The 24,852-nt window shown below is 62.2% G+C and carries 21 protein-coding genes and 2 pseudogenes; 14 read left to right on the top strand and 9 right to left on the bottom strand.

All coding sequences use genetic code 11. The annotated features are described in order from the left end of the window. Positions 1 to 69 precede the first annotated feature (69 nt). Positions 70 to 573 (top strand): DUF983 domain-containing protein, encoded by a 504-nt coding sequence (locus ATE70_RS15415; protein WP_331458510.1) that lies wholly within the window; start codon positions 70 to 72, stop codon positions 571 to 573. A 181-nt stretch (positions 574 to 754) separates the two neighbouring features. Here ATE70_RS15415 and ATE70_RS15410 read toward each other — a convergent pair whose 3' ends face one another. Next, positions 755 to 1,189 (bottom strand): hypothetical protein, encoded by a 435-nt coding sequence (locus ATE70_RS15410; protein WP_156419647.1) that lies wholly within the window; start codon positions 1,187 to 1,189, stop codon positions 755 to 757. Between the two features lie 263 nt (positions 1,190 to 1,452). Here ATE70_RS15410 and ATE70_RS15405 point away from each other — a divergent pair, with 263 nt between their 5' ends. Then, entirely contained in the window at positions 1,453 to 1,734 is a 282-nt protein-coding gene (locus tag ATE70_RS15405; protein ID WP_058538769.1) for a DUF1153 domain-containing protein, read from the top strand. A gap of 89 nt (positions 1,735 to 1,823) precedes the next feature. Here the strand turns inward: ATE70_RS15405 and ATE70_RS15400 are convergent, their stop codons facing one another. Both ATE70_RS15400 and ATE70_RS25230 read right to left on the bottom strand, forming a co-directional pair. Next, entirely contained in the window at positions 1,824 to 2,198 is a 375-nt protein-coding gene (locus ATE70_RS15400) for a glycine zipper 2TM domain-containing protein (RefSeq protein WP_058538768.1), read from the bottom strand. A 223-nt stretch (positions 2,199 to 2,421) separates the two neighbouring features. Next, positions 2,422 to 2,721 (bottom strand): hypothetical protein, encoded by a 300-nt coding sequence (locus tag ATE70_RS25230; protein WP_197411489.1) that lies wholly within the window; start codon positions 2,719 to 2,721, stop codon positions 2,422 to 2,424. On the opposite strand from ATE70_RS25230, the gene ATE70_RS15395 reads away from it, so the two are divergent. The 4 genes from ATE70_RS15395 to arsH are packed head-to-tail and all read left to right on the top strand — an operon-like array spanning position 2,638 to position 5,248. Then, the gene (locus ATE70_RS15395; protein ID WP_058538767.1) at positions 2,638 to 2,967 is read left to right on the top strand and encodes an ArsR/SmtB family transcription factor; all 330 of its coding nucleotides are present in this window, start codon (positions 2,638 to 2,640) and stop codon (positions 2,965 to 2,967) included. The two genes, ATE70_RS25230 and ATE70_RS15395, sit on opposite strands and share 84 nt — an antisense overlap. A 13-nt stretch (positions 2,968 to 2,980) precedes the next feature. Then, the gene (arsC, locus tag ATE70_RS15390; protein ID WP_058538766.1) at positions 2,981 to 3,409 is read left to right on the top strand and encodes an arsenate reductase (glutaredoxin); all 429 of its coding nucleotides are present in this window, start codon (positions 2,981 to 2,983) and stop codon (positions 3,407 to 3,409) included. A 10-nt stretch (positions 3,410 to 3,419) separates the two neighbouring features. Beyond that, positions 3,420 to 4,487, top strand: coding sequence for an ACR3 family arsenite efflux transporter (gene arsB, locus ATE70_RS15385; RefSeq protein ID WP_058538928.1), 1,068 nt, complete (start codon positions 3,420 to 3,422; stop codon positions 4,485 to 4,487). A 5-nt stretch (positions 4,488 to 4,492) separates the two neighbouring features. Further along, positions 4,493 to 5,248 (top strand): arsenical resistance protein ArsH, encoded by a 756-nt coding sequence (arsH, locus tag ATE70_RS15380; protein WP_058538765.1) that lies wholly within the window; start codon positions 4,493 to 4,495, stop codon positions 5,246 to 5,248. Between the two features lie 87 nt (positions 5,249 to 5,335). On the opposite strand, the gene ATE70_RS15375 is transcribed toward arsH, so the two are convergent. Further along, on the bottom strand, positions 5,336 to 5,821 hold the full coding sequence (locus ATE70_RS15375) for an arsinothricin resistance N-acetyltransferase ArsN1 family B (protein ID WP_058538764.1): 486 nt from the start codon (positions 5,819 to 5,821) through the stop codon (positions 5,336 to 5,338). Between the two features lie 226 nt (positions 5,822 to 6,047). Between ATE70_RS15375 and ATE70_RS25775 the strand changes: the two genes are divergently transcribed. Both ATE70_RS25775 and ATE70_RS15365 read left to right on the top strand, forming a co-directional pair. Continuing rightward, positions 6,048 to 6,350 carry a YdcH family protein gene (locus tag ATE70_RS25775; RefSeq protein ID WP_331458509.1) on the top strand — a complete coding sequence of 101 codons (303 nt, stop codon included), beginning with the start codon at positions 6,048 to 6,050 and terminating at the stop codon, positions 6,348 to 6,350. Positions 6,351 to 6,579: 229 nt separating this feature from the next. After that, the gene (locus ATE70_RS15365; protein WP_054727952.1) at positions 6,580 to 7,059 is read left to right on the top strand and encodes an Hsp20 family protein; all 480 of its coding nucleotides are present in this window, start codon (positions 6,580 to 6,582) and stop codon (positions 7,057 to 7,059) included. A gap of 95 nt (positions 7,060 to 7,154) precedes the next feature. Here ATE70_RS15365 and ATE70_RS15360 read toward each other — a convergent pair whose 3' ends face one another. Together ATE70_RS15360 and ATE70_RS15355 are read right to left on the bottom strand one after the other, a co-directional pair. Continuing rightward, a complete protein-coding gene (locus tag ATE70_RS15360) occupies positions 7,155 to 7,424 on the bottom strand; it encodes an usg protein (RefSeq protein WP_058538763.1) in 270 nt (89 codons plus the stop codon). Then, entirely contained in the window at positions 7,421 to 7,648 is a 228-nt protein-coding gene (locus tag ATE70_RS15355; RefSeq protein ID WP_058538762.1) for a hypothetical protein, read from the bottom strand. Before ATE70_RS15355 ends, ATE70_RS15360 begins: the two co-directional genes overlap by 4 nt. A gap of 260 nt (positions 7,649 to 7,908) precedes the next feature. On the opposite strand from ATE70_RS15355, the gene groES reads away from it, so the two are divergent. From groES to ATE70_RS15325, 5 genes and pseudogenes are all read left to right on the top strand, one after another. Further along, a complete protein-coding gene (gene groES, locus ATE70_RS15350; RefSeq protein WP_058538761.1) occupies positions 7,909 to 8,223 on the top strand; it encodes a co-chaperone GroES in 315 nt (104 codons plus the stop codon). A gap of 46 nt (positions 8,224 to 8,269) precedes the next feature. Further along, a complete protein-coding gene (gene groL / locus ATE70_RS15345; protein ID WP_058538760.1) occupies positions 8,270 to 9,889 on the top strand; it encodes a chaperonin GroEL in 1,620 nt (539 codons plus the stop codon). A 689-nt stretch (positions 9,890 to 10,578) separates the two neighbouring features. Further along, positions 10,579 to 11,721: pseudogene (gene istA / locus ATE70_RS15335) on the top strand (IS21 family transposase); the annotation flags it as partial. Between the two features lie 214 nt (positions 11,722 to 11,935). Then, positions 11,936 to 12,760 (top strand): annotated as a pseudogene (locus ATE70_RS15330) (tyrosine-type recombinase/integrase); the annotation flags it as partial. A gap of 5 nt (positions 12,761 to 12,765) precedes the next feature. Then, positions 12,766 to 13,956: an IS91 family transposase gene (locus ATE70_RS15325; protein WP_058538758.1), complete on the top strand. Its 1,191-nt coding sequence runs from the start codon at positions 12,766 to 12,768 to the stop codon at positions 13,954 to 13,956. A gap of 228 nt (positions 13,957 to 14,184) precedes the next feature. Here ATE70_RS15325 and ATE70_RS24880 read toward each other — a convergent pair whose 3' ends face one another. After that, a complete protein-coding gene (locus ATE70_RS24880) occupies positions 14,185 to 14,769 on the bottom strand; it encodes a hypothetical protein (protein WP_197411473.1) in 585 nt (194 codons plus the stop codon). A 417-nt stretch (positions 14,770 to 15,186) separates the two neighbouring features. Next, positions 15,187 to 21,138 (bottom strand): autotransporter domain-containing protein, encoded by a 5,952-nt coding sequence (locus ATE70_RS15320; protein ID WP_058538757.1) that lies wholly within the window; start codon positions 21,136 to 21,138, stop codon positions 15,187 to 15,189. Positions 21,139 to 21,490: 352 nt separating this feature from the next. Between ATE70_RS15320 and ATE70_RS15315 the strand changes: the two genes are divergently transcribed. After that, the gene (locus ATE70_RS15315; protein ID WP_058538756.1) at positions 21,491 to 23,740 is read left to right on the top strand and encodes a sensor histidine kinase; all 2,250 of its coding nucleotides are present in this window, start codon (positions 21,491 to 21,493) and stop codon (positions 23,738 to 23,740) included. Here the strand turns inward: ATE70_RS15315 and ATE70_RS15310 are convergent. Next, complete coding sequence (locus ATE70_RS15310; RefSeq protein WP_197411472.1) at positions 23,726 to 24,322, bottom strand: response regulator transcription factor; 597 nt, start codon at positions 24,320 to 24,322, stop codon at positions 23,726 to 23,728. The genes ATE70_RS15315 and ATE70_RS15310 overlap by 15 nt on opposite strands. Positions 24,323 to 24,852 lie beyond the last annotated feature (530 nt).

The raw sequence follows: 24,852 nt of genomic DNA, 5'->3' as shown, positions 1-24,852 counted from the left end.
TGCTATATCGAATATGCTTGCTTTGGCGGGAGCCGCTCGCTGCGCCCACCTTCGCGCAGGAGGCGGCTGATGCCCGATTTCATGCAAACGCCTCTGGATCGCTCTTATCGTGCGGACAACGCCCGAAAATTACCGATCTCCGCCAATCACGGGAATCCTAAGACGGAAAGCGCGGAGCTTCCTGCCTCGGCCTGGAAAGCGATGCTCCGCGGCGCGCGCGGTCGCTGTCCCCGCTGCAACGAAGCGAAGCTATTTCATCGCTTTCTCAAACCCGTCCTTATTTGCTCCGCGTGCGCGCAAGACTGGACGCATCAGCAAGCCGACGATTTCCCGGCTTATATCGCGATCCTCCTGACGGGGCATATTATGGCGCCGATCATCATTGCACTCGTTCAGGACACGAAGCTGTCGCTCATCGCATTGGCCGCGATAATCGTGACCGCCATGCTCGTTTTGATGATCGGGTTCCTTCAACCCGCCAAGGGCGCGATAATCGCATTGCAGTGGTGGTTCGGCATGCACGGATTCACCAAGGAACGACGCGCTCCGGAAAATACCGGTCGCGACAAATGAAGGTTATCGGTGGGCCTGCCCCGATCATGGCCCATCAAGCGGGATTTGGAACCCCTGCGCGGCCTCCGAACCGCGACAGCGCGGCTAGTGGCTGATAGCGGACGGGCTGCTATCACATCGTATTTGGCCCAAGCGGTCCCTGATTTTGTTGCTGGAAATTATCGCTCCGCTCGTTGGTCGGTCACTTTCGATATTGCCATTGATACTCGGGAATATTGCCCTTGCGAAGAAAAGCGGCGGTCCAGAAATTGATCTTCAATCCGGGCTTGCCGTCGTAGGCCGCCGACTGCATGAAAGCGTGACCAGGGCACGCCATCGTGTCTGACCGCGAGGTGTCGATCAATTCTAGGCATTGGCCGACGAACCGCGCCGACTTGGGTCCGGTCGATTCCACGCCCGTGATGCGAGCGATGACGGTTCCAACGGGAGCCGCGATCTTCTTGAGGTAGGGATCGGCGGTGTCGTTCTCCACGATCGTTACCACGCCATTTGCCACGGACAACTTGATCTTGTGGTCGACGCCATACCATTCGCCGTCGATCGCCTTCAGCGGATTGGCGGGCAGGTCCGGCACCGTCTGAGCCTGAGCCGGCGATGCCACCAGCGCCATCGCCATAAAAATATTCGCATTTCGCATAAGTTTCCCCCTCTTAATGGAAAAATGCTGCAGCATTCCGCCCGGCCTGGCAATAGCGGCAATCGTTGAGAGGACCGCAGGCGGCTCGCCCTCCCGCACATAAATTGGCCCGTCGCGTCCCATAAGCGACGAACGGTTGGGCGCATCCCATGCCCCTCCGCAACCTTTTGTTAACCTCGAAACCGCATCTTTGCCGCGGGGGGCACTCATACGGCAGCAGCCGAGCGAATGGAGAGTTCGCAGTGCTCGAATTTACGACGAGGCCGACATCGGTCGCCGGGCCGGTGGGGCCGCTGACAATCGACGATCTGCCTTCATCGACGGCAGGCTATTGGGTGGCGCGCCGCAAGGCGGAGTTGCTTGCCGCGATCGATGGCGGACTGATCGGGCTTGCCGACGCCTGTGCAAGATACCGCCTCAGCGGCGAAGAACTGGAATCGTGGCGCCGCACCATCGACCGGGCGGGCATAGCCGGGCTGCGCGCGACAAAGTTGGGGCGCCTGCGCGATCAGACTGTCGAATAGATTTTTCGTCACCGCCCGCACCCCCACTGCGTGCGGTGTCCAAGGGGACGGCGCGAGCAGACTGGTCCCTCTCGCGCCGTCCTTTCACATCAGCGGCATTTCAGTTCACCGCGATCGATAGCCCGCCCGAGCAGCCCGCCGCCGGCCGCGCCGATGATCGTGCCGACCGTACGGTCACGCCCTCCATCGAGTTCGCGCCCGACGAGCGCACCGACGGCGGCGCCAATGATCAATCCGGTCGTGCCATTCTCGCGGCGGCAGTGGTAGCGGCCGTCCTTGCTCCGCCAAATACGGTCGTTGTGCGAAATGCGGCGAGGCTCGTAATAGCGCCCATATCCGTCATAAAGACCACGATCCTTGGCGCGCTTGCCGTGCGCCGGCGCCCAGGGCGGCGGATCCGCGAGCGCCGGGCCGGCGGGAACGGCGAGTGCAGCGAGGACCGCAGCAGCGATATATTTTTTCATGACCCGTCTCCTTCAATCATGGACCGGACGTAGCGGCGCGCAGCCGAACCCCCGCTGAACAACCCGCCATGGCTCGGCCGATTGCATACCGAACGGGTCCTATTTGAACCAACCTGCGGTCGACGTCCTATGCGCTCCAGGGCAGCCTTTTTGGCGCAGCGGTACAATTATTACCCGGCCCGCGACATTATCTGCGCCGTGCGACCCAGGAGACCTCGTCCTTTCAGGAAACCGAGATCTTCATCTGACGCCCGCACGGTTTCGGTCGCGCGGGCGTCTTTTTTGGCGCCCAAAGATTGGCGATTTGAAGATCAAAGTGGCCGGTTGGATACTGTCCGCTATTAGCCAACGAGTGGGGTAATAGCGGACACTCGGCTAAATTCATCGGATATTTCCGATAGGAATTGACGAGCGTCAACGCATCGGATAATTCCGATGTATGAATATCGATTCCGCGCTTCCCGCTCTCGCCGCTCTCGCCCATCCGACACGTCTCGAAGCCTTCCGCTTTCTTGTCCGGCATGAGCCGGAGGGTCTATCGACCGGTGAACTTGTTGACGCGTCGGGTCTCACGCAGAGCACCTTCTCGACGCATCTCGCTGTGCTCGCGAAAGCCGGTCTCGTAAAATCCGAGAAACTCGGGCGGCAGCAGATCCAGCGAGCCGATATCGATACGCTCCGAGAACTGATGCTCTTCCTTGCGAAGGACTGTTGCCAAAGCCGCCCCGAGCTGTGCGAACCGCTTCTGGCCGAACTCACCTGCTGCTGAAGGAACCGGCGTAGTGACCGACATCATCATCTACCACAATCCCGACTGCGGCACGTCGCGCAACACGCTCGCGCTGATCCGGAATTCCGGGATCGAGCCGCATGTCGTCGAATATCTGAAAACGCCGCCGGCTCGTGCACTGCTCGAACAACTGATCGACCGGGCGGGAATCAAGCCACGCGAATTGCTCCGCGAGAAGGGCACGCCTTATGCAGACCTCGGCCTCGGAAACGAAAGCCTGAGCGATGACATCCTGTTCGATGCGATGATGGAGCATCCCGTCCTCATCAACCGCCCGCTCGTCGTGTCGCCGCTCGGGGTCAGGCTCTGCCGCCCGTCTGAAGCCGTGCTCGACATCCTGCCCGCACAGCAGCTCGGCGCCTTCGCCAAGGAAGATGGCGAACGGGTCGTCGATGCCGCTGGCAATCGCGTCCAGGGATGAGGCCGGCATCATGACGACTGCCGCCAACCGCGAACGCCTGTCGTTCCTCGACCGCTATCTGACGCTCTGGATTTTTCTTGCCATGGGCCTCGGCGTGTTGCTCGGGTCGGCCTTCAAGGGGCTGCCCACCGCGATCGGTGCCATGTCCGTCGGGACGACGAACATCCCGATCGCAATCGGCCTCATTCTGGTGATGTATCCGCCTCTGGCGCGCGTGCGCTACGATGAGCTGCCGCGGGTATTCGAGGACAAGCGGGTCCTCGCGATTTCGCTGATCCAGAACTGGATCATCGGCCCGGCGTTGATGTTCGCGCTCGCGGTCATCTTCCTCTCGGACAAGCCCGAATATATGACAGGCCTGATCCTGATCGGCCTCGCGCGCTGCATCGCAATGGTGATCGTCTGGAACCAGCTCGCGAAGGGCGACAATCAATATGTCGCAGCGCTCGTCGCGTTCAACTCGATCTTCCAGATCCTTTTCTTCAGCGTCTACGCCTGGTTCTTCCTCACTGTCCTGCCGCCGCTCTTCGGCATCGAGGGCAGCGTGATCGATGTGAGCTTCTGGACTATCGCCGAAGCGGTCCTCATCTATCTCGGCATTCCCTGCATTGCCGGCTACCTCACCCGCAAGTTTCTCACCAGCGCCAAGGGCGAGGACTGGTACGAGACGCGTTTCCTACCGAAGATCGCGCCACTCACACTCATTGCCTTACTTTTCACCATCGTCGCGATGTTCAGTCTCAAGGGCGGTGAGATTCTGACTATCCCCGGCGACGCCGTGCGGATCGCGATCCCGCTCACTATCTACTTCGTCGTCCAATTCCTCATCAGCTTCTGGATAGGCAAGCTCATCGAGGCGGACTATCCGCGCACCACCGCGGTCGCCTTCACCGCCGCAGGCAATAATTTCGAGCTCGCCATCGCGGTGGCCATCGCGGCCTTCGGGCTCGCTTCGCCGGTCGCCTTCGCCGCCGTGATCGGGCCGCTCGTCGAGGTTCCCGTCCTCATTCTCCTTGTCGGCGTCGCTTTCCGCCTCGGACGCCGCTGGTTTCCCTCGACCGTTCCTTCACAAGCCTGAGTATCATGACAGAACAGACCCATAATCGCCTGCGCACGCTTACCGATCCCGACCATCTGCCGGCGCTCAGCCCCGAATATCTCCGCGCGCAACCCGCCCTCGGCCTCGGCCCGCTCGATCCGGCGCCGCGCATCCTCCTCCTCTACGGGTCTTTACGCGAACGCTCCTATTCGCGCCTCGTCGTGGAAGAGACGGCGCGCCTGCTTCAGCTTTTCGGCTGCGAGACGCGCATCTTCGACCCGTCCGATCTCCCGCTTCCCGATCAGATCGCCGACGACGACCACCCCGCGGTCGAGGAACTCAGACAGCATTCGATCTGGTCCGAAGGCCAGGTCTGGTGCAGCCCCGAACGCCATGGCCAGATCACCGGCATCATGAAGGCGCAGGTCGACCATCTCCCCCTCGCCTACAAGGGCCTTCGCCCGACGCAGGGCCGCACGCTGGCCGTGATGCAGGTGTCGGCAGGATCGCAATCGTTCAACAGCGTCAACACGCTGCGCGTCCTTGGCCGCTGGATGCGGATGATCACCATTCCCAACCAGTCGAGCGTCGCGAAGGCCTATCAGGAGTTCGACGAGGCCGGCCGGATGCTGCCCTCGAGCTACTACGACCGTATCGTCGACGTCGCAGAGGAGTTGGTGCGCTTCACCGTCCTGACACGCGGTCATGCGGACCAGCTCGTCGACCGCTATTCCGAGCGCAAGGACCGCAAGAAACCGACTGCCACGCCGGCTGAACTAGCCCGGTTGCCGGGGCGCTGAAGAGCCATCGGGACCAGTTTCCGCCCATTGCCCACACTTCGATATGAGTAAAATCGCTTCAGCGATGCCTTGGCACTTCTACATCGCTCACAGCAGTCGTTGCCACCAACCGACGTCGTGCCAAGCATCGAATTTTCGCCCGACCTCACGGTAAATGCCCACCGGCTCGAAGCCCATGGTTTCGTGCAGCCCGACGCTTGCTTCGTTTGGGAGTGCGATGCCAGCAAAAGCCGCGTGATAGCCCAAGCTTGCCGCGTCAGCCAGCAGGCGCGAGTATAGACTTCGCGCTACACCGCGCCGTTGCGCGCCAGGCGCCACATAGACTGCTACATCGACAGATGTCCGGTAGGCCGCGCGCGCCCTATGTTCGCTGGCGTAGGCATAACCGACGACCCGCCCATCCACTTCGGCTACCAGATAGGGATAGCGCGGCAGAATAGCGGCGATGCGCCTTTCAATCTCCATAATATCAGGCGGGACTTCCTCGAACGAGATGGTGGTGGCAGTTACATAGGGTGCGTAAATTACCTGAACCGCTGGCGCGTCCCCCATCGTTATTTGACGCACATGCATGTTTGCACCACCTCCGAAGCAGAATTTAATCAGACTGGCCCGCCACGTCCCGGCAATCAAGGCACTGCGTCCACTTAAGCCTGTGAGGAGCGCGGAGGCTGCCTGTACGGAAGCCGCCCACTCCGGCCATTCGCCGCAGATCTGGGTCCCATGCAGGATTGGACGATAGCGGCCATTGCCTATCCGATACCGGACAAAAGCCCGTCGTTCTCATTACAGGCGGCGTATGCGCCGATTTGAGCGAACGACCTATTCCAACCCATTGAAATCAGGGATGGCCCTTTCTTATATCCCCGCCGCAGCGGACCGGCTGCAACATCCTCAACTTGGCATGGAGAAGAAGATGTCCAGCAAACATATCGAATACTTCCGGCGCGAGCATGCCCGCCTCGAAGCCGAAATCGATCGGGAAGCGCGGCAGCGCGGACCCGACGAGGTCCTGATCGCGCGGCTCAAGAAGCTGAAGCTGGCGGTCAAGGACCAGATCGCCACCTGGAGCAACGACATCGGCGGGAGCCGCGTTGCCTGACCACCCGCGGAGCCGCACACTGCGGCTCCGCACCTTCCGGTGCGATGGCGCTCTTGCACCTCTGCGACGAACTGCAATCCGCCGTCGGCGACATGTCTTGAAACAGCAAATTCGCTTCCTAATTTCCTTCCAGATGCCGGATTGACCGGGTCTGCAGGACATGGAGAGCGCCGGCTCTGTGTACCGGCGCATCTCATGCCCGAATTGCTTCAATCAGGAGGATTTGGAAATGAGAACCGATTTTGACTTCACCCCTTACCGCCGCTCGACGGTGGGTTTCGATCATCTTTTCGACCTGCTCGAGAAGGGGCAGCGCAGCGAGACGTCCGACGGCTATCCGGCCTTCGACATCGTGCGCGAGGCCGACGACCGCTTCCGCATCACGCTCGCTGTCCCGGGCTTCAAGCCCGACGAGATCGAGATCGTGGCGCAGCAGAACCAGCTGGCCGTTACGGGCAAACCCGCGGAAGAAGATGCGAAGAGCACCTATCTTCATCGCGGCATCGCGCGCCGGGCGTTCGAACGGCGCTTCCAGCTCGCCGACTATATCGAGGTCGGTAGCGCGAGCTTTACCGACGGCCTGCTCACGATCGAACTCAACCGGGTCATTCCCGAGGCGATGAAGCCGCGCAAGATCGAGATCGGCAGCGGCGATGCCGAACCGCGCCGGATCGGATCGTCGAAAGAAAAGGCGCTTGAGAGCGCCTGATGTCTTGCGGGGCCGCTGTACAGCAGCGGCCCCGCTTTCCTGAAGAATAGCAGTGGAAATACAGCTAACCAGCCGGAGACGCTCAAGTCGCTCCGTCAATCAAGCGAGCGAATGATGTCCGCCACGCGCCACTCGGCGGGCCCGACCAGCGCATCATGCGCGATCCGCACCGAGTGGAGCGCGGCTTCGATCTGGCGCCTCCACATGGCAAGAAAATCGAACAGCACCGGGAAGTCCGGCGGCAGATCATAGTCCTGCCAGACGAAGAGCTGGAGCAGCGAGGGATGATCGGGCCGGTAATAATGGATCTCGGCGGTTGTCAGCCCATAGCCGTCCAGCTGCGCGATCAGCGCCCGGTCGGTCATGGCGCGCGCGCCTCGCCGCCGTCGAGCGACCGGAGCGCCGCGAGCACATCGTCGACCGGCACCGCGCGGCGCGCGCCGGGCGGCTTTCGGAGCGCGGGCTTGTTGCGGACCGCCGAGTGGTCCGATGCCCAGGATGCCAGAAGTGCGCGCTTGACCTCGGGCTCGAGGCTCGGGTGACGCGCCACGTCGAAGGGGTGAAGAAAACGGGAAAATGGCTCGGACATGATCGTGCCTCCTTCCTTGTAGCCTTTCCTTTCCTGTCGTGCGGCAGGCTGCCGCGACCAGAGATTTTGGAAAGGAAGCGAGTCGAGTCAAGAGGTGTCAGCCCCTTGATAAGGGGGATTTGTTTTGCGCTGGCGCGAATGCGAAAAAATTTTCGTCGACCCTCTTGAAGCAAAAAATTCCGCTTCCTAGCTCATCGGCGCCGCGCGTCCCGGACAGGCGCGCCGGCTTATCATATCGCTATGCAACATGGAGGTTATGCATGCATTTCCGTCCCTTGCACGACCGTGTGGTCGTCCGCCGCATCGAAGCCGAGGAGAAGACCTCGGGCGGCATCATCATCCCCGACACCGCCAAGGAAAAGCCGCAGGAAGGCGAAGTCGTCGCCGTCGGTCCGGGCGCCCGCGCCGAGGACGGCACCATCGCCGCGCTCGACGTTAAGGCCGGCGACCGGATCCTGTTCGGCAAATGGTCGGGAACCGAGGTCCGCATCGACGGCGAGGAACTGCTCATCATGAAGGAGAGCGACATCCTCGGCGTGATCGAGCAGGCCGAGGCGCTCAAGCAGGCGGCCTGATGCCGCACTCATCACCAACTGAAAGGACAGCAAGAAGGAGGTCAAAATGGCTGCCAAGGAAGTGAAATTTGCGTCGGACGCGCGTGATCGCATGCTGCGCGGCGTGGATACGCTTGCGAATGCAGTGAAGGTCACGCTGGGCCCGAAGGGCCGCAACGTCGTGATCGACAAAAGCTTTGGCGCACCGCGCATCACCAAGGACGGCGTCACCGTCGCCAAGGAAATCGAGCTTGCCGACAAGTTCGAGAATATGGGCGCGCAGATGCTGCGCGAGGTCGCGTCGAAGCAGAACGACAAGGCCGGCGACGGCACCACCACCGCGACCGTGCTCGCACAGGCGATTGTCCGCGAAGGCTCGAAGGCGGTCGCCGCCGGCATGAACCCGATGGACGTCAAGCGCGGCATCGATCTTGCCGTGAACACGGTCGTCGAGGATCTCAAGGCGCACGCCAAGTCGGTCGAGGCGAACAGCGAGATCGCGCAGGTCGCGACCATCTCGGCCAACGGCGACGAAGAGGTCGGCCGAATCCTCGCCGAGGCGATGGAGAAGGTCGGCAATGAGGGCGTGATCACCGTCGAGGAAGCGAAGAGCCTCGCGACCGAGCTCGAAACGGTCGAAGGCATGCAGTTCGACCGCGGCTACCTCAGCCCCTATTTCATCACCAACGCCGAGAAGTTGAAGGTCGAACTCGACGATCCGTACATTCTCATCCACGAGAAGAAGCTCTCGAACCTGCAGGCGATGCTGCCGCTCCTCGAGAGCGTCGTCCAGTCGGGTCGGCCGCTGCTCATCATCGCCGAGGATGTGGAGGGCGACGCGCTCGCGACGCTCGTCGTCAATCGCCTGCGCGGCGGACTCAAGGTCGCGGCCGTCAAGGCACCGGGCTTCGGCGACCGCCGCAAGGCGATGCTCGAGGATATCGCGGTGCTCACCGGCGGCAATGTCGTCAGCGAGGAGCTGGGCATCAAGCTCGAGAGCGTCACGATCAACATGCTCGGACGCGCCAAGAAGGTCGTCATCGACAAGGATAATACGACGATCGTCGACGGCGTCGGTTCTAAGTCCGACATCGACGGCCGTATCGCGCAGATCCGGCAGCAGATCGAGACGACGACCAGCGATTATGACCGCGAGAAGCTGCAGGAGCGGCTCGCCAAGCTCGCGGGCGGCGTCGCGGTGATCCGTGTCGGCGGCGCGACCGAGGTCGAGGTCAAGGAGAAGAAGGACCGCGTCGACGACGCGCTCCACGCGACACGCGCGGCGGTCGAGGAAGGCATCCTGCCCGGCGGCGGCATCGCGCTGCTGCGCTCGCTGAAGGCGCTCGAAGGCCTTAAGGCCGCAAACGACGACCAGCAGTCGGGCATCGACATCGTCCGCCGCGCACTCCGCGCCCCGGCGCGCCAGATCGCCGACAATGCCGGCGAGGACGGCGCCTGGATCGTCGGCAAGCTCCTCGAAAGCGAAGAGTATAGCTGGGGCTTCAACGCCGCCACCGGCGAGTATCAGGACCTCGTCAAGGCCGGCGTGATCGATCCCGCCAAGGTCGTACGCACCGCGCTGCAGGATGCCGCGTCGGTCGCCTCGCTCCTGATCACCACCGAAGCGCTCGTCGCCGAGCTGCCGAAGGAAGAGAAGGCCGCGCCGATGCCGGCGATGGACTTCTGACGAGATAGGGCGGCGGGCGACCGCCGCCCTATCCCCTTCATGTTCGCAACCAAGGAGAATGCGGAGGGAACTGTCATGCCCTTTTACGGCAGTCAAAACGTTCGCGGCTGCTCAGCCCAACTGAAGCTACGACACGGAAACGAGGCCAAGCAGCTCGTGGCAAGGCAACTCGAGTGGGCTCGTGAACGCGGCAACGGTCAGGAAATCGCTTATTGGGCCGCGGTCCTTGAAGACCTTGCGAGCATGCCGTCTTAGCGTTCCATAGGCACGACGGATGATAAAGTTATCACCGCCGCGCCACGGCGCAGAACCCGTCTTGGCCGATGCACGAACCGCTCCGCGGATTGGTGCTAGCTTCGATGTAAAGCGGCCCAGCGATCGCCGCACCTGATTGAACGCGGGCTGCCGCAGGCAGACCCTTTCGGCTCCTTTACCTGAGGAGTCGAACGATGAACGAGCTTATCCAGATTGGCCCGATCAGCCCGCCGCGCCAGCGCCTGATCGACGACATGACCATGCGCCGCTTCTCGAAGGAGACGCTGTCAGTGGGCGTGTAATTCTCCGCAAAAGTGGGCTTTGAAAATTCCCCGATTGTTGGACCTGGTTCCCCAATGAGCCGGGGTTAACCCCGGCTCATTGGGGAACGCCAAAATCGGCGCGAGAAGGTCTCCTGATGGGAGGCGGCGCCGATGATCCGACTTGGAGAAGCGATGATGATATTGGAGTTGCATCGGCAGGGGCTGTCGGTGACGGCGATTGCCCGCCGGACGGGCCGCGATCCCAAGACCGTTCGCAAATATATCGAGCGCGGCGTGGAAGCGCCGGCCTATGGTCCGCGAAAGATCGGACGGCCGTGCAAGATCGCGCCTTACATGGAGTTCCTGCGCGAGCGCATCATGACGTTCCCGGACCTGACGGCGTCGCGCCTGACCCGCGAGATCAGGGAAATGGGCTACTCGGGCGCCTACACGGCGGTGAAGCGTTACCTGGCGGCGATCCGTCCCGATCACGATCCCAAGCCTTACGAGGTCCGCTTTGAAACCAGGGCGGGCGTACAGGGCCAGGTCGACTTCGCGCGCTTCGTCGTCGAATTTACCGATGATCCTGGCATGGCGCGCATTGTCTGGCTGTTCAGCATGGTGCTGGGCTACTCGCGCTTCCTCTTCGCTCGCTTTGTGCTGCACCAGGATCTCCAGACGCTGCTGCGTTGCCATATGCAGGCGTTCGAGGCGATGGACGGCGTACCGATCGAAATCCTCTACGACCGGATGAAGACGGCGGTCACGGGTGAGGACGATCAGGGCCACATCGTTTACAACAGCTCGCTGCTGGCGCTGGCGAAGCACTATCGCTTCCAGCCGAGGGCGTGTCGACCCTATCGTGCGAAGACGAAAGGGAAAGTCGAGCGGCCGTTCCGTTATATCCGCGAGGACTTCTTCCTGGGACGCTCCTTCCGCAACATGGAGGACCTCAATGCCCAGCTTATCGTCTGGCTCGACACGGTCGCCAACGTGCGGGTCCATGGCACGACCCAGCGCGTGGTCACCGAAGCCTTTGCCGAAGAGCAGGGCGAGCTGCAGCGCCTGCCTGAGCACCGCTTCAATGCGGTCCTGAAGCTCGAGAGGCGGGTGACCCATGACGGCTTCGTATCGGTTGGCGGCAACTTCTATAGCGTGCCCGACCGGGCGCGCCGGATCGTCGAGATCGAGCAACTGCCGGACCTGATCCGTATCATCGACCGGGGCATCGTTGTTGCCGAGCACTCCGTGCTCGAAGGGCGCCGGCAATATCGTATCGATCGGCGCCATCGCACCGGACGGCCGCATCCAGATCGAGGGATCCAGCTATCGCATGCGAGAGCACGCCGCTCTCGTGCCCGAAAACCTGCGCAGCGCCGCCTCGTTCAATCCGCCAGCGCCGAAGCGCCGCGGCCGACCACCAATGAAAGGAAATCAAGATCCCGAGCACGGCTGATCACCGCCCCCCCAACCACCGACATCGGGAATTTTAACTGCCCACATCTGCGGAAACTTCAGGGCCCATTGACAGACGCAGCGTAATTATCTGCGCGACGTCGGGCGGTTCGCGACCTGGCTCGGGCGCTCGCCGCACACCGCGAGCGCCGAGGATGTCCGGCAGTTCCAGATCGAGCAGCAACAAGCGGGCGTCCCGGCGCCGACCATGAACAGCATCGTGGGTGCTCTGAGGTTCTTCTTCACGCACACGCTCGACCGCCCCGACCTCGCGCGCAAGCTCGTCCGCACCAGGCAGGTGCGCAAGATCCCAGTCGTGCTGACGATGGCCGAGGTGAAGCGCCTGCTCGATGCGACCCGCACCCTCAAGCACCAGGCGGCGCTGTCGGTCGCCTATGGCGCAGGCTTGCGCGTCGCCGAGGTATCGGCGCTGAAGGTCACCGATATCGACAGCAAGCGGATGCTGCTGCGGATCGAGCGCGGCAAAGGCGGCCGCTACCGCAACGCCATGCTGCCCGAAGGCCTACTCCTGCTGCTGCGCGACTGGTGGCGCGCGGGGCGGCAACAGGGCATCCTCGTTCCCGACGGATGGCTCTTCCCCGGACAGAGCGCCGCAGTGCCGATCAGCACCCGCCAGCTCTACCGCGTCGTCGTCGAAGCCGCTGAAGCAGCAGACATCGACAAGCGCGTCGGACCGCACACCCTGCGCCACAGCTTTGCCACCCACCTGCTCGAGGACGGCGTCGATATCCGCGTCATCCAGGCGCTGCTCGGTCACGCCAAGCTAAACACCACCGCCTTCTATACCCAGGTTGCCACCAAGACTGTCCGCTCGATCGTCAGTCCGCTCGACAGGCTCGCGCTCGCATCGCCGAGTGAGGAGGCACCCGACGGCTGAGGCCGATGCGCGCCTCACTCGAGGTCGCCGACATCTTCCGTGCCGCTGGGCCAACCTACCGCGCCGCCCAAGCCGGGCATCTGAGCCTGCATCAGCTCAAGGTCATGTCGGCGATCGAGCATTGCCGCACCGCCGCGCTCGGCGGTCATATCGAGGCCTGCGCCGACTGCGGGCACTGGCGGATCGCCTATAACAGCTGCCGCAACCGGCACTGCCCAAGGTGCCAGGGCGCCGCTGCGCGCAGCTGGCTCGAAGCGCGCGAGGCCGACCTGCTCCCGGTCGGCTATTTCCACGTCGTGTTCACCCTGCCTGCCGAGGTCGCCGCGATCGCCTTCCACAACAAGGCGATGGTCTATGATCTGCTGTTCAAGGCCGCGGCCGATACGATGCTGACCATCGCCGCCGACCCCAGGCACCTCGGCGCCCGGATCGGCATCACCGCCGTCCTCCACACCTGGGGCTCGGCGCTCACCCATCATCCGCACATCCACATGATCGTGCCCGGCGGCGGCATCTCCCGCGATGGAACGCGCTGGATATCGGCGCGCGCCGCCTTCCTGCTCCCGGTCCGCGTACTCGGCGCGCTCTTCCGCCGCCTGTTCCTCACCCGGCTGCGCGCGCTGCACGATGCCGGCAAGCTCGCCTTCTTTGGCAGCCTCGCGCCTCTCGCCGAACGACACGCGTTCCTGCGGCACCTCTCACCCGTCAGGAAGAAGCGCTGGGTGGTCTATGCCAAGCCGCCGTTCGCTGGTCCCGAGGCGGTGCTCGCTTACCTCGCGCGCTACACCCACCGGGTCGCCATATCGCACAGCCGCCTCCTCCGGTTCGACGAGGAAGGCGTCACCTTCCGCTACAAGGACTACCGCAAGGCCGGCCCCGGACGGCAGCAGGTCATGACCCTCGCCGCTGACGAGTTCATCCGCCGCTTCCTCCTCCACGCCCTGCCGCGCGGGTTCCACCGCATCCGCCACTATGGCCTCCTCGCCAGCGCAAGGCGCAAGGACCATCTCGAACACGCCCGCCGCCTGCTCGATGTCGCACCTCCGCCGACCGTCGAGCCAGCCGACGATGCAGGGCCCCAGCCGACCTGCCCGTGCTGCGGCGGTACCATGATCATCATCGAAGTGTTCGAGCGCCGCTACCAGTCCCGCGCGCCGCCACCGCCATCCCTCGCACCCGGGACACCTGCGCCGTGACCCGGCACGGCCCGTCGCCTTCCTCGTCCAGGGCAGACCCGCGCCTGGAAGCGGACCCGCTCGCGACGGCGCTGCCCAAAAGCAGACGTCGCACCACCAAAATCGGTCCGTCCGCTTTTTGGCGTCCGCTTTTGCGATCTAAATCCAGACGGTCCGCTATCGCGCACGTCCGCTTTTGGGTAACACGGGGCTATCCCACCATCGCCGCAAAACAGCTTTCCCCATAGCTCACACCATATGACCACCGCGGTTCGGGCACCGAAGACTTTCTGACGCCTGGCGGCGTCCGAAACTCTCAACGTTAGGAGACTGACCGCTTCTGGGCGCCAAATGGGAATAGCGGACTTTCGCGACGTGACGAATATCGATGACGGGGATCCGCGCCATCACGCGGTCGATGTCCTTCGTCGCTTTCCGAACATGCGGACGATATGCCGCGTGGCGATCGGCGATGTGATTGACTGCTGCAAACGCAGTTTCTTCCGTTCCGAACCGGAGATGCCAATCAATCAGGTCGACGGCACGCAAAGGCCCTCCGCAAGCTTGGGCGCCTTCCTTAAAACTGAGAGGGACTGGTGTCGCTTTGATGGCTTTGATTTCGGCTGGCGTGCCGTTCCAAACGCGAAGAACAGGAAGGCATACGCAAATCCGCCGAAGCATCAGCGCTGGTTCGGACGCGTTCAGGCGCAGCCCCGCTCGCGCCAAGGCCGGCCCGATCGTAGAGACAGACACGAGCGTGTTCGGCAACCTTGGCTGCAATCCCTCGCCAGCCCGGATCTTCGGCAGGCGCTGTTCCCATCCCGGCATCGACAACGACGGTGGGCGCGCCGGACCCGAGGCATGTCAGTTGGATAGAGCGCCCACCTATGTCGAAGCGGCCGTCTGCTGAGCTGCCGCCCGATCCTTCTGCGTTGGCGATGGTAGCAGTCGTCAGAACGAACGACAGGACAAGCAAAGAGCGCATCAAAATCTCCAAATCGGCGAGGCGACCAAACGCGGCGGCAACTTACAGACGGTCGCTGGACGTCATTTGGATGCGAAACGCAGCGGAGTGCAATCGCCTTTTGGCCGATTGGAGACTGACCGCTTTCAGGAGAGAATTTGCGAAAGAAGCCGTTCGCAAATTGCTCCCAGCGGCACGACCATATGATGCAGAAAGAAATGAGGCCGAGGTGACCAAAGTCGCCTCGACCTCATACCGAGCGTTTCGCCCTTCCGACGGGTCGCTAATCAGAAGGCGATGCGCGCAGTTACCCTTGCACCATGGGAGTTGCGGTCCGATGCCAGCGTGCCGGTGTAAGCAGCGCCGAGATGAAACGAGCCCGTGGTATATTCAAATCCGGCTTCGACTTCGGCTGAGTTCTTCGGGATAGCCGTGCCAAGGATGCCGAACGTAGGTCCTCCGGCCGTGAACCGAGATGCAATCGGTGCGGCGCGGTCGTTGAACGCTCGGTTCCAGGCAGCCGACACATAAGGCTGGAAGCCTGGCTGACCGGCGTTTAATTGCGCACGCCCGCCAAGACTGACGAAGGTGGTCTTCTGATCGCCCTTCGCGACGGTCAGTGCCGCGTCGCCGCCGGTTTCAGCGAAAGCATCGCTGCCGGTATCGACATGCGCCAGTCGGGCAAAGGGTGTGATCGCCGTATTGCCCGTGACAATGTCGTAACCGATCTCGCCAAAGATCTGCAGCGTGTCAGCGTCCCGCTTCGACGAAAGCGTTTGAGCCAGCGGCGCGCCGTTGATCGCGCGGGTCGTATCGATGTCGTGCCAGGCATAGCTGACACCGATGGTGCCGCGCAGACCGCCTTCCGCGCCATAAGTGGCATGGGCCGCGATATATTTGCTTTCCACGTTTGCATGGTCATTGCGCCCGCCGAAGCGGAAGTCCGACCCGCCGATACCTGCCGAAAGCGCTGCAGCGAAGCCGCTACCGCCAAAACCGACGCCCGCGACCAGACCCTTGTGATCGGTGTCCATCGCGAAATTCCCGCGCGCCGCGTCAAATTCTCCCCAGCCGCCAAAGGCCGAGCCCCAAACGAACGCACCGCCCTCTTCGGGAGCCTTCATGCCAATCAAGGCATTACGCAGATGACGACTGTCGTCGGTCAGGCCGCTGATCGTGCTAGCCAGAATTTCGCCCGACAGGTCGCCGAAGCTCGCCTGTGCGGTCGCCGCATTCTGGACCAGCACCGCTTCGTACAGCGGATTGTCGACGCCAAGTGCCTGAACCGCGGCCGCCACGCTCGCTTGGTTAAAGCCCACCGCGATATCGGCGAAATCGATATCGTTGCGATAGAGCGACAGCGTCACCGAGTTGGTGCTGTAGCGCAGAAGCGGATCGAGGAAGGCGAGGTCGGTCGTCACCGAACCGAACGTCCCTGTGATTCCCGCACCGCCTGTCAGAATTACATAGTCGGTGCGCGGGTTATAGTTGCCGTCCTCGGCCAAGACCGCCACGCTCGCCGTGCTGGCGATCGTCACAGCACCCGTCGCATCGAGGCGATCTGCGGCGCCCGCTGCGTTAACCTCGACTTCGTAGACCGAGCCTGCAGCGAAGGCGAGGTCGCCATTCACGGTCAGCTGGCCGATCGAGTTGCCCGGCGCAATCGTCCCGCCGCTGGCGACTGTCGTCGATCCCACGGCGCCATTGCCGCCGAGCGTTCCGCCGCTGTTGACGGTCACCGGCGAGGCGATCGAACCGTTTACCGCGAGCGTGCCGCCGTTGACCGATGTCGGGCCCGTATAGCTGCTGTTTCCGGTGAGGTTGAGCGTGCCGGCGCCCTCTTTCACCAGGCTGCCCGTGCCCGAGATATCGCCGCCGAAAGCAGTATTGCCAGATTGATCGACGGTGAGCTGGCTGTCGCCGATCACGACGCTCGACCCCGCATCGCCTTCGAGACCGCCGATCGTCTGGTCCTTGCCCGTGATGTCGAGCGTGCCGCCTTCGCCTAGGTCGAATTCGGTACCCGGATCGATCGTGCCACCGATCCGCACCGAGCCGCCAAGGATGTTCGTCACCCCCTGGAAGGCATAGTCACCCATGAAGGTCAGCGCGCCGTCACCCATCTTGTCGAGGGTGCCGCTGCCCGAGAAGGCGCCGAGAAAATCATAATTGTCGGAACGATTGAAAACGAAGCGCCCGTCGTTGACGATATTGCCCGCGAAGCTGCCCTCGGTTCCGCCGGCGCCCAGCTCGAAGAAGCCGGTCCCTTCCGTCTTCACGTCACCCTGAAGCAGCCCGGTCAGGACGAGGCCGCCATTGGAAATGACCGTTCCGCCAGTGTGCGCGATGTTGGCGGTGTCTACGGTAAACACGGCGTCGCCGATGAGCTGCAACTGCCCCGTCCCGTCGATGGTCAGGTCGGCCAGATCGGACACGACATCGTCGGTACCGAAGTTCAAGACGAGCAGGCCGTCAGTCCGAACCGAAGGGGTCAGGATCGGCGACGAAGTATCGCCCGCGCCCAGATCAATTTCATTGACCTGCAGCGACGCACCGCTGGCGATCGAAACGCTATCGAATGCGCCGACCACGCCTGTGGTCGACCAATAGCCTGCCGCAACGTCGAGTGTCTCAAACCCGGTCGCTTCGGTAAGCTGCTGCGCCTCGGTCAGTTCAAGGACGTCCCCATCGAGCGTCAGGCTGTCGTTGCCGCCCCCTGCGTCAACGGCGCCGGACATTACGCTACCGGTTCGCAAAGTGACACGATCGTCGAAACTGCCGAGCTGGACAGCGATCCCGCCTGAACCGGTGATCGTCCCTGCGTTGTCGAGGATGATCGCACCGCTGTCATCGCCCCATACGCCCCGACCGCCGCCCGTGATTGCGCCGGTGTTAACGAGCATTGCGGTCCCGAAATTACCGAGGATGACGCCGTCGGTTGCACCAGAGATCGAGCCGCTATTGTTTACTTCGGCACTATCGAGCAAGCCCGCGACCGCAGCGCCAAAGGTCCCGCTTCCGGTGATCGTGCCGCTATTGCTGATCGTGCCGGTCTGCGCGATATCTTGCGAGACCTGCAGCCCTTCGACGACAGCGCCCGATGTTGCGCCAGTGATCGTTCCGCTATTGGTGATCGTTGCGGTATCGGTGACGAGGACGACCGCGCCATAGCCGTTGGAGCCCGTGATCGTCCCCGTATTGGTGAGCATGCCGTCAAAGCCCGTTTCCTGGACAAGCCCTGCCCCGCGCTGGATAAGAACGCCGCCCGGCCCCTCACCGGTGACCTTGCCGGCGTTGTCGACCGCGCCGCCGGCCGACAGGATGATCCCGAACCGCGTACCGCTGATGTCGCCGGTGGAACTGTTCGCAACGGTTCCGACATAGTTCGCCAGCGCCTGACCGTCATAGGGATAGATCGAGATGCCATCGGCCAGCGCGCTGCCCTCGCCGCGGATAATGCCGCTGTTGCTCACGCTGCCGCCGCCAATCAGACGCACGCCATCGTTCGATTCGCCTCGGATCGTGCCGCTGTTCGTCACCTGCGTGCCGACCGCGATGCCGACGATATCGCCGATCGCCTCGTCGAACTGATAGGCGGTCGTGATGCCGGCGCCCGCACCTGTGATCGTCCCGCTGTTGGTCACGCTCGACGACGCGGTGGTGATCGTGATGCCGGCGTCGGGCGCGGCGTCGAACCCGTCGTAACTGCCCTCGCCGCGGATCACACCGGCGTTGTTCACGGCAAGTGTGCCCGTCGCGAAGGAATAGATGCCCGACGTGCCGCCGGTGATCGTGCCCCCCTCGGCATTGGTGATCGTTACGTCCGCACGCGATCCCTGCGAGACGCCGGCGCCAAAATCGCTGCCGATCGTGCCGCTGTTCTCGAGCGTCGCGCTGGACATGTCGCTGCCGAAGCCAACCCCATAGCCGTCGCCGCCACTGCCGCCGAGATTGCCAGTGCCGCGAATGTCGCCTGTGTTCACGACCTTGGCGGTCAATCCACTGCGATCCTCGCTTGGATCTGTATTGAGGGCAGTCCCCTGGACATAGACGCCGGCATTAACGCCCTCGATTTCCCCGGCGTTCACGACCTCGCCACCGCCCGACAGGATGATTGCGAACCGCTGGCCCTCGATGCGGCCATTCTCATCGTTGGTGACGTGGGCCGAATAATCTTCGTTCGACTGGTCGACATGCGCAAACATCGAGATGCCATCCGTGCCCTGCGCACCTGCATTGACACCCACGATAAAGCCGCTGTTGATCACGCTCCCGCCGCCGGCGAGGCGAATGCCGTCGTTATTGAGACCGATGATCTCGCCATTGTTGGTAATCGAGGTATTGATTGCGCGGCCCGTCCCATCCGCCATCGGCGTGGTGACGATCCCATATTGGCCGCCGATGATCCGACCGCTGTTGACGATCACCGCGTCCGCCGTCGTAATGACAATCGCATCCTGGGCGGCAGCGCTTATCAACCCCGCATTATTGAGAGCCAGCGAGCCTTCGTTGGAACGGATCGCGGTCCCATTGGCGACGATCTCGCCGTCGTCATGGTTGTTGATGGTGAGGGCGCCCGTCGACTGACCGATGATGGCGGCCGCTTGGCCGCTGATCAGACCCTCGTTTTCGATCACGGCACTGCTGAGCGCGCCTCCGGCAAGGACTCCCAGGAAACCCTGAACGGTGCCGCTGTTGTTGAGCGTGCCGATGCGACCAGTCTGGTCTGCGGTCGCGCCAAGGATGACGCCGAACGGGCTGACATTGGGATTGGCGGGATTGAAGGTCCCGGTGCTGCGAATGGTCCCTTCATTATCGATGGTCCCGCCACCCTGGACGACCACGCCGAACATTTGGCCTTCGATCAAGCCGCCCGGAGCATTGGTCACCGAGCCGATACCGGTGACATCAGTCGCGACAGACTGGGCGAATTCGGAAATGGCGACACCGGTGCCCGACCCGTTATTGCCGTTCAGTCCGCGGATCACGCCGCTGTTGACCACCGATCCGCCGCCCGCGAGCGAAACGCCGCTGCCTGCGCGGCCTTCGATCGTGCCCGAATTCGTGACCGCAGTGTTGCGCGCGCGCGCCTGCGTCCCCTCGGCATTCTGAAACACGGTGGTCGTAATGCCCGACAGAGCGCCGACAATGCCCTGGCTATTGTTGATCACGGCGTCGGCGGTCGTGATGTTGATCGCATTCTGACCGGCGCTGAAGATGAAGCCCTTATTATCGACGGTCAGCGTGCCGCCGTTCGACGCGATCGCCGTCGCATTTGCAAGGATTTCGCCATTCTCTAAATTATTGACGGTCAGGTTGCCGGTGGACTGGCCGATGATGGCGATTGCGGTCGCACTGATCATTCCATCGTTGTTGATCGTCGCGCTTTCCAGCGCACCGCCAGCCAGAACCCCGAGAAACCCCGAGATGTTGCCGGTGTTCACCACCGTCGCGGCGCGGCCGGTCTGTTCGGTGGTTGCACCGAGAATGAGCCCGAACGGGCTGACGTTCGGGGTCGCAGGGTTCGGATTACCGGTGCTGCGGATCGTGCCCATATTGGTAACAGTGCCGCCGCCCTGCAGCACCGCGCCGAACATTTGGCCCTCGATCACGCCGCCGTCATTGTTCGTGATCGATCCCACGCCGGTGATATTGCTGGCAGCCGCGCCGGGGAATTCCGAGATCGATACGCCGGTGCCGTTGATCATGCTCCCGGGCGCCCCGCTGGTCCCCGAGATCGTGCCACCGTTGGTGACGGTACCGCCGCCGACAAGGGCGACGCCCGATCCTCCCTCGCCGCGGATCACACCGCTGTTCGAAACCTGCGTGTTCGCAGCGAGCGGCTGCGGGGGCAGATCATCGCCATTTGCGTCTTCGCTGAAAAAATAGGAGGTGACGACGCCGTTCGCTGCGCCGCTGATCTGGCCCGCGTTGGTGACGATCGAATTCGGCTGCGCAATCACGATGCCGCCGCTCGGCCGACTGTCGATGCCGCCGACGTCGATGCCGTTGCCGCGAATGACACCGGCGTTGCCGACAGTGACCGGACCATTGTCGGCGTAAATGCCGATGAGATCCCCCTCGACGGTCTCGCCATCATCAACCTCGATTTCGAGCCGCTCGGGCTGGTCGTTATGAACGCCGAACGCATTTTGGGCGGCGGCGGGCGCCAGATGGCCGATTGCAAGGCCGACAATCGCACTGGTGGCGAGCAGGCGAGATTTCGAGATTCGTGACATATTCCGGAGTCCCCCATTGACGTTGCAGGCGAGGCAAGGGACTTGCCGGAGAACGTTTTGCGCTCTCCGGCTCATCCGCCCCGCCTCGAAATTTTGCGCCCCCAGCCGCTCGGGCAAAAACACCCATCGGCTTTGCGTGCGATGACTAGTGGCGGGGACGGCGGCGCGTCTACCCAATGTTATTTAGGGTGAATTTGCGACGGACCGTTGCCGCGGTGCTTGCACCGAGGTGTCTGGCCGTTACGGGTGACAGATCACCGGGGGGTGGGTTGAACTTGTCTTGGGCGAACCTGTGCGTGCGCCCGTTGGACGCAGATAAGCGTTCGGTCCCCGCCCGGCGGCGGGGGTGATAATGAAGATCTTATACGCGATCCTTGGGTTCTTTTGCCTGCTGGCCGCTCAACCGGCGCGCGCAAACTCCGACAAATTGCCGCTGCTCGATCTCAGGGCTGGAGAAGATGCACCCGCACTCGCCTCGTTTGTTCGGTTCGCGAAGCGCCCCGGCGTCGCAAGGACGCCGCAACTGGAAGCGATTCTCGGCGGTCCGCTGCAGCATATAAAGGGATCGACGATCCACTTCGGCCCACCGGGCACCCGGACCGTCGTTCTCCTGAAAGTTCGCAATGCAAGCGACGCGCAGGGAAGCTGGATTCTGACCACCGGCCGCGGCTCGCTCAAACATTTCCGGCTTTATGAAGCTGAAGGTCGCGCGCTCGCGCTGGTCGTCGATGCTACCGATCCGCAGGTCGCCCGCGAAAATCTCGGGACCTACCAGGCGTTCAGCTCCGAGCTTGTGCTTGCACCGCGGCAGGAAAAGCTGGTCGTCATCGAATTTGTTTCCGAAAATTCGACCTATATGCCGCTCCGCATCGAAACCTATGGGACCTTCTTCAAGGATCGGCGAGCCAATATTTCAATGGTGTCGGGCGTTGTCGTCGGCGCGCTGACGCTGCTGCTCCTCAATTTCCTGTTCTTCTCGATCACGGGCTTCAAGGAATTTCTCTGGCTGGCCGTCGCGGAAGCTTTTTTTGCGCTCAACACGGTCCATTCCGAGGGCTACATCACCATATTCTTCCTGTACGACAAGCCGCTGACCGGTGTCGCCATCGAAGATTTCTTCAAATGCGGATTTGCGGCCGCGATGGCCCAGTTTTGCCGAAGTTTCGTGAAGACTGCGGACAACTTCCCCAAGAGCGACCTCACCCTAAAGGCGCTCATCCTGTTCGCCGTCGCCGTCATGCTGGTCCAGCCCGGCCTATCCCTCTACCCCGCCGACGTTCGCTTTTTTCTCCACCTGTCCGGATGGATCGTCGCGGTCGGGGTGGCGTTATTCCTGCCTTTCGTGGGCTATGCGGCCATGAAGCAGCTTGGCTCCCAGCTCTGGCCCCTCTTCGTAGGCTGGGCCAGCCTCGCGCTGTTCATTTTCTATGCCGCGATCGCGTCGATGGGCTTCTTCACCTGGCTACCGATCAACTGGCACCTCTCCGGGCCTGTCGGGCTCTTTGAATCAGTCATGGTAACATTGGCGCTCGGACTGAACCTCAAGAAGATCCAACGGGAAAAGCTCGTCGCCGACGCCAATTATGCCCAGTCGCTTGGTGAACGCCTCGAGATCAGCGAACGGGCAAAGCGGCTTGCTGAAGAAAAGGCCTATGCGCTCGAAACCGTGCACAGCCAGAACGCGCTGCTTCACGCGTCCGGCCACGACAGCCGGCAGGTCATCCTTGCACTCAATAGTGCGGTTGCGGTTCTGAAGCGTCGGGGAAAGCCGGGCGACGATCCGGCGCTGATCGGGATGCTCCAAAGCTCCGCCAACTATCTGAACGAAATCGTGACGACCACCATTTCCGGCGCCAACATCGCCGCGGGCGATGCTCAATTCGTCGCACTCGGGGCCTTTCGCGGCCAGGCGTTGATCGAGCCGCTGACGATGATGTTCAAGACGCCCTTCGCAAACAAAAAGCTGACACTGAAGGTCAGCGTCGCGGACGACGTCATGATCATTTCGGACAAACCGCTCCTGATGCGCGCGCTCGCAAATCTGCTGAGCAATTGCTATCAATATACGCAGACTGGCGGCGCCCACATCGCCCTCGTGCTCGACGAGGGCCGTGCCATGATAAGCATCACCGACACCGGAAGCGGAATGCCTGCAGACATCATGGCCGCCTTGAACAGCGGAGGCAGGGCGCGCGTTCGAGGAAATGAAACGACAGAGGGAACCGGCTCCGGTTTCGGATCGGCGAAACGCATCGTCGAAATGCTTCGGGGAACCCTCAAAATCTTTTCGTCGACCAGCCACGGCACGGAGATCCGGATAACCCTCCCCGCAGCTTCCGTTGTCGTTACGCCGATCTCAACGGACGAATTGCAAGCGGGCTTGCCCGAATGGACGGTTCTCGACTTCGATCAACGCAGGGATTTCGAGTTGGAATTGGCTTCATCCGGCAGCGAACCAAAACCTGTCCTCGCCGTGACCTATGATGACAGCACAGTCACGCGCGGGCGGCTCGGCCAGCTTGTCACGATGGTGGCGATCAAACCCGTTTGCCGCGAACTGACGCACCATCCCCTTCTGTTGGCTGCGTCAAAGAAGGTTTAGCTCATTCGCGCGCTCGACGATCCTGCGGTTATGCGGGACGTCGAGTTTACGCCGCAGTTCGGCAATATGGAAAGATACGGTCGGGGGCGCGATCGCAAGACGATAAGCGATCTCCTTGTTTGTCTCACCCTGTGCCAGATAGTGGAGGATGGCCATCTGCCGCGAGGACAGCGCAACGGGGGATTGCTGAAACTTGCCGAGCGCTTCTTCGATATGCGGCGAAATATAGACCTCGCCCGCCAGCGCTGCGTCGCAGGCGGCGACAATGTGATCGAGCGGGTCCGATTTGCTCACGACAGCACGCGCGCCCAGTTTGAGCGCCGAATGAATCTCGGCAAGGTTCGTTTCACCAGTCAGGATGATAACCGTCATGTCGCGCGACCCGACGATCTCGGCGAGAACATTTATACCCCGCACGTCGGGCAAGTTGAGATCGAGGATAACCAAGTCGATCGGTTGCGACTGTACGAAAGCATTGACCATCGCGCCGCAATCGAGCGCGTCGACAACGACGAAGCGATCGAGCGAACCAAAAAGGAACCGCAGACCGCTTTGGGTGATACGGTGATCGTCGACGATCAAGACATTATGCTGCACCGTCATGCCCCACTCTCTCCTCCCCAGATGCTTCTCCGCAGATTATTCACCTGCCGCAACCCGAAATAATGCGGGGTGGTTGGGGGTCGGACTCCGGGCGCGAAAAAGGGTCGCGCTTCACATTACGGCCAAGCGCTCTTTCTGGGCGATACCGGAACCGGTACTGGCCGATTTCGGACTGACCGGTTTCACTCAGAAGTCTGCAAGAGCGGACTTTCGCAATTATGCTCTGGCTTCCTCTAACGAAATTTGTGCGCGCTAATTGAAGCGCGTGGGACGATCGTCCGATGTCCACCTGTAATCATTTCTCACCGGCTGCTATGATTGCTAGCCGGCTGGGAAAGGCATTCAGCCTTGACTTCATTGTTAAATCGTGTGGATTATTACGTAATACCTCCGCGCGCTAAAGCATAGGCAAAAGTTGCGCGTAGGGTTGGTGTTAAACAAGAAAAGGAGAGCACTCATGGCACTTAAGCCAGGACCCAAGCCGATAGCAAAATCAACAGGGAAACCCG

Origin of the sequence: Sphingopyxis sp. H053 (assembly GCF_001468225.1) — a bacterium.
GTDB lineage: Bacteria > Pseudomonadota > Alphaproteobacteria > Sphingomonadales > Sphingomonadaceae > Sphingopyxis.
Note: the sequence above shows the minus strand (reverse complement) of the source record. Positions and strands in the feature narration are given on the sequence as shown.

Excerpts from the sequence above, each read along its gene's own strand:
- arsH (WP_058538765.1), top strand. The coding sequence starts at position 4,493 with ATGACAGAACAGACCCATAATCGCCTGCGCACGCTTACCGATCCCGAC.
- arsB (WP_058538928.1), top strand. The coding sequence starts at position 3,420 with ATGACGACTGCCGCCAACCGCGAACGCCTGTCGTTCCTCGACCGCTAT.
- ATE70_RS15325 (WP_058538758.1), top strand. The coding sequence starts at position 12,766 with ATGCGCGCCTCACTCGAGGTCGCCGACATCTTCCGTGCCGCTGGGCCA.
- ATE70_RS15400 (WP_058538768.1), bottom strand. The coding sequence starts at position 2,198 with ATGAAAAAATATATCGCTGCTGCGGTCCTCGCTGCACTCGCCGTTCCC.
- ATE70_RS15415 (WP_331458510.1), top strand. The coding sequence starts at position 70 with ATGCCCGATTTCATGCAAACGCCTCTGGATCGCTCTTATCGTGCGGAC.
- ATE70_RS15360 (WP_058538763.1), bottom strand. The coding sequence starts at position 7,424 with ATGACCGACCGGGCGCTGATCGCGCAGCTGGACGGCTATGGGCTGACA.
- ATE70_RS15395 (WP_058538767.1), top strand. The coding sequence starts at position 2,638 with ATGAATATCGATTCCGCGCTTCCCGCTCTCGCCGCTCTCGCCCATCCG.
- ATE70_RS25230 (WP_197411489.1), bottom strand. The coding sequence starts at position 2,721 with ATGCCGGACAAGAAAGCGGAAGGCTTCGAGACGTGTCGGATGGGCGAG.
- ATE70_RS25775 (WP_331458509.1), top strand. The coding sequence starts at position 6,048 with ATGCGCCGATTTGAGCGAACGACCTATTCCAACCCATTGAAATCAGGG.
- groL (WP_058538760.1), top strand. The coding sequence starts at position 8,270 with ATGGCTGCCAAGGAAGTGAAATTTGCGTCGGACGCGCGTGATCGCATG.
- groES (WP_058538761.1), top strand. The coding sequence starts at position 7,909 with ATGCATTTCCGTCCCTTGCACGACCGTGTGGTCGTCCGCCGCATCGAA.
- ATE70_RS15315 (WP_058538756.1), top strand. The coding sequence starts at position 21,491 with ATGAAGATCTTATACGCGATCCTTGGGTTCTTTTGCCTGCTGGCCGCT.
- ATE70_RS15355 (WP_058538762.1), bottom strand. The coding sequence starts at position 7,648 with ATGTCCGAGCCATTTTCCCGTTTTCTTCACCCCTTCGACGTGGCGCGT.
- ATE70_RS15320 (WP_058538757.1), bottom strand. The coding sequence starts at position 21,138 with ATGTCACGAATCTCGAAATCTCGCCTGCTCGCCACCAGTGCGATTGTC.
- ATE70_RS15365 (WP_054727952.1), top strand. The coding sequence starts at position 6,580 with ATGAGAACCGATTTTGACTTCACCCCTTACCGCCGCTCGACGGTGGGT.
- ATE70_RS15410 (WP_156419647.1), bottom strand. The coding sequence starts at position 1,189 with ATGGCGATGGCGCTGGTGGCATCGCCGGCTCAGGCTCAGACGGTGCCG.
- ATE70_RS15375 (WP_058538764.1), bottom strand. The coding sequence starts at position 5,821 with ATGCATGTGCGTCAAATAACGATGGGGGACGCGCCAGCGGTTCAGGTA.